The organism is Neobacillus sp. C211, assembly GCF_051842875.1.
GTDB lineage: Bacteria > Bacillota > Bacilli > Bacillales > Cytobacillaceae > Neobacillus.
Map to the genome: position 1 here is coordinate 1 of NZ_JBPXRO010000073.1, position 3,810 is coordinate 3,810.

The 3,810-nt window shown below is 34.1% G+C and carries 4 protein-coding genes and 1 tRNA gene; 2 read left to right on the top strand and 3 right to left on the bottom strand.

The window, feature by feature from the left end; genetic code table 11:
• Nucleotides 1-206 precede the first annotated feature (206 nt).
• Both ACSU6B_RS28835 and ACSU6B_RS28840 read right to left on the bottom strand, forming a co-directional pair.
• A tRNA-Ala gene (locus tag ACSU6B_RS28835) sits at nucleotides 207-278 on the bottom strand.
• A gap of 149 nt (nucleotides 279-427) precedes the next feature.
• Nucleotides 428-1,006: a recombinase family protein gene (locus ACSU6B_RS28840; RefSeq protein WP_410889893.1), complete on the bottom strand. Its 579-nt coding sequence runs from the start codon at nucleotides 1,004-1,006 to the stop codon at nucleotides 428-430.
• Nucleotides 1,007-1,489: 483 nt separating this feature from the next.
• Between ACSU6B_RS28840 and ACSU6B_RS28845 the strand changes: the two genes are divergently transcribed.
• Nucleotides 1,490-1,753, top strand: a complete 264-nt coding sequence (locus ACSU6B_RS28845) for a hypothetical protein (RefSeq protein ID WP_410889896.1) — start codon at nucleotides 1,490-1,492, stop codon at nucleotides 1,751-1,753.
• Between the two features lie 711 nt (nucleotides 1,754-2,464).
• The gene (locus ACSU6B_RS28850; protein WP_410889898.1) at nucleotides 2,465-2,998 is read left to right on the top strand and encodes a hypothetical protein; all 534 of its coding nucleotides are present in this window, start codon (nucleotides 2,465-2,467) and stop codon (nucleotides 2,996-2,998) included.
• A gap of 169 nt (nucleotides 2,999-3,167) precedes the next feature.
• Here the strand turns inward: ACSU6B_RS28850 and ACSU6B_RS28855 are convergent, their stop codons facing one another.
• On the bottom strand, nucleotides 3,168-3,341 hold the full coding sequence (locus tag ACSU6B_RS28855) for a hypothetical protein (RefSeq protein WP_410889900.1): 174 nt from the start codon (nucleotides 3,339-3,341) through the stop codon (nucleotides 3,168-3,170).
• Nucleotides 3,342-3,810: the final 469 nt, after the last annotated feature.

The following is a 3,810-nucleotide window of genomic DNA, read 5'->3' on the forward strand; positions in this document are numbered from 1 at the left end:
GTTAAACTGCCCCGTTAGTTTAAGTGAAAATATTCACAATCTATTCACCATTACCTTACAACATCGGTAAGAACATAAAAAGAAAAACTCTAATTAATACAGGATTTTAATCAAACTTTATTTTAAAGCTACAGCATTAAAACAATAAAAGCCTACTCATTAACGAGTGGGCTTATTTTCGTTATCTTTATCCAATTTTACAATTACGCGCCTTAGAGGATTCGAACCGCTGACCTCCTGCGTGCAAAGCAGGTGCTCTCCCAGCTGAGCTAAGGCCCCAAGGCCCCATAGTGTTAATATCCAGTTCGACTGGTCGGGAAGACAGGATTATGCTGTTTATGTTCATGCTCTGGTCCATTCTTGTCAGCTTGCAACTATTCTTCCCAAATGCTTTCCCATTCTTTTAAACCATTCCAAATATGGTCCATTATAATACCGGCTCCTTTTCTTCCTGTTCCTTCAAAGCACGATACAAGGCAGATCTAGATACGGAAGTCATTCCCGTGATTTCTTTAACCGTGTATTTGTTCAATTTATAAAGCTCAATGGCGTGTTTAAGACCAGAGTGTTTCTTGTGGTATTTCTTCGGTCTTCCTTCATAAACACCTTTACTTTTAGCAATCTCGATTCCATTCCGCTGTTTCTCTTTTAAAATGGTCCTTTCCATTTCAGCAAAGCCAGCCATGATTGTTAAAAAGAACTTTCCTGTTGGCGTCCTGGTATCTATGTTCATATCAAGAATCACAAGATTAATATTCCTAGCTTCAAAATCCTCAACCAATTCTATTAGCTGTCTGGAGCTTCTTCCTAATCGGTCCATCCGGATTACTACAATCGTGTCTCCAGATTCCAACTTGTCTAATAGCTTGTCTAATTCTGGTCTTTGTTTGGCAACGCCAGAAATTTTTTCGTGTACAATTTCATCGACTCCGAATTTGGAAAGGGCTGCAAACTGAGTGTCCAAATTCTGATCTTTGGAACTGACCCTAGCATATCCGTAAATCATTTTCTTCCCCCCATGTTTCACTTACTCTACCTTGTTCATGCTGCCTTTCCTTATTTCCTATTTAGATTTATAGTTACCACCATAATAATCAATATTCAAATCTGTAATCATACTTTTAAGTTCATGGGCCACACTAGCCACCCATACAATAGCCCCTATGGTGAGCCCTACACACAATAATGTTATAACTCTTTTCTTCTTCTTCATTGACGTTTCATTCCTTTTATGTAATCTCTTATACAACAAAATTGTATCATATCCGCTTAAGTTTTGGAACAACCTTATTGGGACACTATAAAATATTAATCTTGCGCCCTCTTGAATTATCAGAGAATTCGTTTCACGGGGTAGACTTTTTGGAACAGTAGAAAAAATATTTTTACCTCCCCCTTGAAATCTACCATTTTTAATGGAAAAATAATACAGTACATATTTTAGGGGGAAATCACTTGGCGAAAAAAGTTGAATTAGAAAAAGTGACAATTGAGTTTTTTTGATGCTGGATTTGACAAACAGGCTTGGGTATCAGGATGTTTGTTTGAACGACTTTATGGATCAAAGCTACAAAATTTAGATCTCAAAAATGAACTTGAAAAACTTAAAGAGAACTTGATGATATTAAAAGCAAAAAAACTGATTAAGTTTGCATATTGTGAGAGCAAACGTCAAAAAGCCCGGTATCTAGGAATAGGAAAACCGGGCTTTTTGCTAGGGTTTACAACTATGTCATTCGTTAGAGATTGGTAGATCTAGGACCGTAATAAATATAACATTGCTTGTTTACAGTTTAGTTAATGGACAGGGACAATTTGGTAACATTTCCATTACTTTTGAGGAAACACTCAGCTTATATGTAAAATGTTTGTCTAGATTTCTTTTGAGATTTCATTTTTGTTAAAATTAATGTTGTTTGTCCAAGACTAATTACAAAAACAAAAAGTGCAAAGCCTAATTGAATAAATTTAGTGTTCTAGCGTTACTCTAAATTTTATGTGATTGTACTTGAGAAACAGTAACAGCAGTATCTTTGAACGAGACTAACTAATACAAAAAGTATATTAGTGTTGATGTTCTTCAGCAGTTCATTTTTGTTTTAATAAAGCACCCGTTACTTTAATAAGCACTATTCCTCTATTGCAGATTAGCTTCGTATTGCGAGTTTAAAATCAATTGAATCTTTTTTTAAAAAATCCACGTCTGCCCGTTACATATCAACATTTGTCTCATAATATAAAAGTAATCATAAAAAGAATCATTTCCGAAGAAGTATCTTAATGATGCTTCTTTTTTATTCCCAAGTAATAAACACACTATATAAATATGCATTATTAGTTGAACAAATGTAAAATATTTAAAAAACAAACGTTTATACTGATTCAAATATCCAAACATGGGTTACTAGAAAACATAGTATACAATATGCCATTTAACTGGCATAAAAGGAGGTGAAATATAGAAATGCCTTTAGAATTACAAGAATTCACAACACCTGCTAATACAATAGTAATTGCTGACACTGCTGCATCTCCTGGGACTCTACCCACACCCGCAGTATTTACACCACCATCATTAATTTCTCCGGCTATCGATGGGAGTCTGGCTTATATTTGGTCACCGAACTCTGCATCTGGACAAACAGTAACATTTCGAAGCACTTTTTTTGTTGACCTTCCACTTGTTAGTGCAGTTGTACCCGTTAGTGTTTTTTATGCATTTGCAGCTAATGGAACTGCCACAGTAACTGCTACTCTAGAAGTTGTAAATGCATTAGGAATTGTTATCTTGAGTATTCCTTTATTTACGGATTCAAATGATGGGAATCCCCAAAATGTAGAAGTTGCTTCAGGAGACGCCTTACTTGGACTTGCTGTATTAACTGGTAATTTTGTACGTATTACAGTAGATGCGACAGTAACTGCACCTTTATCTATCGGATATGCTACAAACCCGGGACGCTATCTCGGTGAAATAACAGTACGTTCTGTAGTCTAGTTTTAACAATTTCGGTGAAAATGAAATAATAATAGGAGTGAGACCCACTTGTTATGGTGGGTCTTTTCTTTGTTCCACTAACCTGCTTCGTTAGTTCAACAAGAAAAAGCTGCCTCAATGACAGCTATGATCTTAAACTCAAGCACCCGTTAGCTCAAGAAGAAAATTATTATTTTTTGGAAAAAATCTTTTTAAAAATTACAGAAGCAATAATTAATGCAATAAAACCAAGTAATAATTTAACTATTTGCGTCATTATCCAACTATCCAATATATTTAAATCTTTAGTTAATATCATAACAACAAACATAACAAGAAAACCGAAAATATAGTCCTTATTCAAAATTTGCCCACCTCAAAAATCAATTTCCTTTTTCTTTGTTATCACCCTTGTTGAACTAAACAATCATTATGTCAAAAAACAACAGGAACACTCTATGGTCCACATCTTACACTCAAGCCCCCGTTAGTTGAAGAACCATTATTTTTTACTATAATCCTAAAACCTTAACAAATATAATGAGGAACAATAAAATGATATTTAGCCAAACGAAAAATTTAATGATAACTTCAGCCCATAACTTCCTTCGTAGTCCAAAATAAAGAATAACACAAAAAAATAGGAGGCTATAAACTTCCCTTTTAATTCCCAAATCATCGAAATCAATGAATGTATTTATTAAAACAGAGATAACAAATAAAAAAATGTATGTCTTAAACTTTTTTTCTTTTCTCACGGACTCATCTTTAAATTCATACATTTTTCTTACCTCAACTTTTCTTCCTTTTCCTTAAGTTTAACAAATATGGTT